Genomic DNA, 3,791 nt, shown 5'->3' with positions numbered 1-3,791 from the left:
CTCTCCGACAACCGGCCTGCCGGTTCACCTCCACTTCGGGAAACATCTGGATTCCCCGGACGAGCTGCCTTCTCCGGAAGCGATGCAGGCCATTCCCAACGTCCGGGAGAGCCGGCGATTGCACGCCCTTCAGGAATATCCGGCATTTCATTCGGCCCTCTATTCGGAAAGCTGCCTGCTGGCGCTCCATTCCTCCGGCTCCCGGGGAACCAGACTCGAATTCGATTCCTTCCAGTTGCGGAGCGAAGGAAACGCCGAGATACTGGAACTTCTTCTGGTCGATAAACTTCATCAGCTTTTTGTCACCCTCGTCTACACCGTCTACGCCGATTCGCCTCTGCTGGACCGCCGGGCGGTCATCCGCAACGGCGGCACTGTGCCGGTCACATTGCAGCAGGCATTCTCCGCCTCGCTCCCCCTCCCCTGGAGCGATACACCCGGCCGAATTACTCACCTCCACGGGTACTGGGCGGCGGAGGGGCAGATCGCCCACACCGTCCTCGAGGCGGGGAAGCTGGTTCTGGAGAGCCGGACCGGTCTCTCCGGCCCGTTCGCCATGCCGTTTTTCGCGATGGACGACGGGTCCGCCACGGAGGAGAGCGGCGACCTCCTCTTCGGCACGCTCCAGTGGAGCGGAAACTGGAAAATTGTCGTGGAGCGAAACGACAACATCGACAGTGTCATTTCCGGCGGGATCAACGATTTCGACTTTCAGTGGAATCTGCTCCCCGGCGCCGCCTTCGAAACGCCTGTCTTCACCTTCGGCTTCGCGGAGCACGGTTTCGGTGACATGTTCCGAAAAATACACCGCCACATCCGCACGCACATCGAACCGGAATCCACCCGCGGCAAAGTTATGCCGCTGATCTGCAACACATATGGCGCCTTTCGCTCCGGCGAAAAAATGAACGCCGCCAACACCGAACGGGCAATTCAAAAGGCGGCGGCCCTCGGCGCCGAACTCTTCGTCTTCGACGCCGGATGGCAGGAGACGCTGGGCGACTGGACCGCCCACCACAGCAAGTTTCACGGCACCATCCGCCCCCAGGCGGAGCTGGCACACCGGCTCGGCATGAAATTCGGCGTCTGGGCGGAGCTGGAATCCGCCGACCGGGCAAGTTCGATCTTTCGCGACCATCGGGAGTGGTTCATGCAGTATCCCGACCAGTTTCCGGCGGACGACGAGCTCGACGACTCCGCCTCCGGCAGAATGTTGCTCAATCTCACGCTCCCAGAGGTGGAGGAACACCTCTATCGGGCGCTGGACTCGCTCATCTGCGAAAATGAACTCGACTACTTCAAGCTGGATATGAACCGTCTCTTCACCCATCCCGGCAGTCCGGTTCCGCTGCCGGAGAGCGGACAGAGCTTCGGTACCCGCTATGTTCAGGCGCTCTATCGAATCTTCGAACGCATCCGGCGGAAGCACCCCGATCTGCTGCTGGAGAACTGTGCCTGCGGCAACTTCCGCTCCGACTGGGGGTTCGACCGTTTCGCCTTCCGGATCAACCGCAGCGACAATCAGGAAGGGCTCGACATGATCAAACTGCACGAGGGGTTCCTCTGTCTCCATCAGACCAAGGCGGCGGGCGGCGGCTGTCACATCAGCGATCACTATTTCTTCGACTTCAATCAAAGGGAGGTGCCGCGCCGCTTTCAGGCATTCGCCGGTATGCTCGGTTCGCTCAGCATCGGTGTGGATCTCACCCGGGCCGATCCGGAAACCATGGAGTCGCTTCGCCGGTATGGCGCCCTCTACAAGAAACTTCGCCCGACGGTTCAGAACGGCCTCTACTATCGAATCGCCTCCTGTTACGATCACCCGTACGCCTGTTATGAATTCGTCGCCCCGGACCGCTCCGAAGCGGTGGTTTTCTTTTTCGCCCACGGCCTCCAGCTCCAGCAGCGGCTCCCCGCTTTCCGGCTTCGCGGTCTGGATGATCAGTCCCGCTACACGCCGACCCTCTACGGCGCGCTCGCCGGTGACGGCTGTACTCCGACAGAACTCCCGGAACGTCTCGGGCGTCAACTTGCCGTCTTCGGTATCGATATGCAGTTACATGGTGATCTGGATTGCCGGATCGTACATCTCAAACGAAAGGATGATTGAACATGATGCAGCCAAATCGACACGACAACCGGATTTTCACCCTCATTGAACTCCTGATCGTGATCGCGATCATCGCGATTCTGGCCTCGCTGCTGCTGCCGGCCCTGAACAAGGCCAGAACCCGGGCCCAGAGCATCGCCTGTCTCAACAATCTGAAGAGCATCGGCATGGGATTCAATCTCTACGCCGACAGTTACGCCGACTACTACCCCTCGATGGGTTACACCTCCGACCATATCGGCAAATACTGGCACCGCACGCTGCTGCTGAGCGGCGTACTGGGCGAAGGGAAGAAGGAGGCTACTCTGCGCGCGAGCGGAACCGCCGATCCCGAGGCGATCTCCACACTGCGGCACGGCGTCTTTCTCGATCCCGGCGATGCCGATCCCAGGACCGTCAGCACTTCGGCGGTAAACGATTTCCTGAGCTACGGAGCGAATCGAGGTATTATAGGAAGAGACCCGGATGGTTCTGAACACTATATTCGGCGTAATAATTTACTCCCCGGTCGCCCCTGCGGCAACGGAAAAAGCTGCCGGGACGGCGGAGTCGTCCGCAAAAGCCCCTCTGAGATCATTCTGGTCGGAGAATCGGGAAGATCCACGCAACGCTACCTGCTCACCCTCTGGGATGAAAACAAGCCGCCATTCGACCCGGATGAACCGCAGTTCGGTCTCGCGGTCCGCCATGGATGGGCCTGCAACTTCGCTTTTGTCGATGGACGAGCAGCAGCCATCCGGCTTCCTCTCACCAAAAACAGGCTTTCCTTCGAGCATACCGACAAACTTTAAGAGGTTGTGTATGAAAAAATTATTTCTATTTTTCACCCTGAGTTCTTCTCTTTGCCTGTCGGCGACGGAAATTCAGTTCCGCGGCGCCAATCTGACCGATGAACACGGCACGCCGCAGTTTCTCGCCGGAACCGAATACAGTTATGTCGCCGGCGGAAAAATCAAGCTTTACGGCAAACTCTGGCGCGGCAAATATCCGGAGCGTTACCGCTATCTCTATGAAACCAGCCCCAGTCAGGCGTATTTTGAATCCATTGGATTCAACACATTGCACATCAGCAGTTTTCCGCTGGTGATCTCCGCGCTTTTCCCCGATTACACTCCGGCGCAACTGAGTCGAATTTTCGAGTTCTATCAGGAGGGGTTGATCAAGCATAACCTCGGTGCGATTAAAAGGATGTGGGGCATTCAGCCTTACCGTGATTTCATGGCGGTCGTGGATTCGCTCAAAACCATGCCCTACTATATCGACCTGTACAGCGGAGCTCTGGGCGTACTGACATCGAACCGAAAGGCCGCGCTCACTCTGCTGCCGGAAGAGGCATTGGCAGACCCCGGCGCCCACTCCTATTTTTCGATCCGTTACAATCTGGGGCATCCCGCAGGACGCGAGGCGGTGAAAAAGGTCTTCCAGCTGGAAATGGAACTCTTCCGCAACGCTGGAGTCCGTCCCTATATGTACAAGATTTTCAACGAACCGAACTACCGCAATTTCTCGCCGCACAATGTGAAACACCTCTCCGCCTGGCTGAAGGAGAAATTCGGTACGGTTGAAGCGATGAACCGGGCGTGGAACAGCACCTACCCATCGTTCAGCGCCCCCTCCCCGCTCCCAAAATCGCCGCAGTACCACTTCGGCGCGGCGATTGAATACGCCAAACTGCAGGAGA

Annotated in this window: 3 protein-coding genes; all 3 read left to right on the top strand. The window is 58.3% G+C overall.

Going from position 1 to position 3,791, the window contains the following annotated elements; genetic code table 11:
• The coding region (locus ACMLHG_RS14900) for an alpha-galactosidase (protein WP_417171012.1) at positions 1 to 2,110 on the top strand (2,110 nt) is incomplete at its 5' end.
• Positions 2,111 to 2,112: 2 nt separating this feature from the next.
• The gene (locus ACMLHG_RS14895; protein ID WP_417171011.1) at positions 2,113 to 2,901 is read left to right on the top strand and encodes a prepilin-type N-terminal cleavage/methylation domain-containing protein; all 789 of its coding nucleotides are present in this window, start codon (positions 2,113 to 2,115) and stop codon (positions 2,899 to 2,901) included.
• 10 nt (positions 2,902 to 2,911) lie between these two features.
• Positions 2,912 to 3,791: hypothetical protein (locus ACMLHG_RS14890; protein ID WP_417171010.1), on the top strand; the 880-nt coding region annotated here is incomplete at its 3' end.

Origin of the sequence: Victivallis sp. (assembly GCF_048170485.1) — a bacterium.
In the GTDB taxonomy this organism is placed as follows: Bacteria; Verrucomicrobiota; Lentisphaeria; order Victivallales; family Victivallaceae; genus Victivallis.
Note: the sequence above shows the minus strand (reverse complement) of the source record. Positions and strands in the feature narration are given on the sequence as shown.